This window comes from Pseudomonas juntendi (assembly GCF_009932375.1).
Taxonomy (GTDB): domain Bacteria; phylum Pseudomonadota; class Gammaproteobacteria; order Pseudomonadales; family Pseudomonadaceae; genus Aquipseudomonas; species Aquipseudomonas juntendi.
The window spans coordinates 1-311 of sequence record NZ_BLJG01000359.1 but is presented as its reverse complement, the minus strand read 5'-3'; the positions used below and the strand labels follow the sequence as shown (position 1 = coordinate 311).

The following is a 311-nucleotide window of genomic DNA, read 5'->3' as shown; positions in this document are numbered from 1 at the left end:
GGCTGACCCTGGAAGGGCAGGTGTACAACGGCGAGCTGTCGCTGCAATGGGGCTTCAGCCTGGCGATGTTCGACACCGACACGGTCCAGGCATTGGCCACGGCCTACGACCAGGAACTGGAGGCGCTCATCGAGCACTGCCTGGGCGTGCCCGCCGGGCAACCGTCACCGTCGGACTTCCCGCTGGCGCGCATCACTCAGGCGCAACTGGATGCATTGCCGGTGCCCGGCCACAACATCGAAGACCTCTACCCACTGTCGCCCATGCAGCAGGGCATGTTCTTCCACTCGCTGTATGAAACACAGGGCGGC

General features: G+C 64.6%; 1 protein-coding gene. It reads left to right on the top strand.

Going from position 1 to position 311, the window contains the following annotated elements; translation table 11 throughout:
* Positions 1-311 (top strand): hypothetical protein (locus tag GYA94_RS25895; RefSeq protein ID WP_161893383.1); only part of this gene is annotated, 311 nt, incomplete at both ends.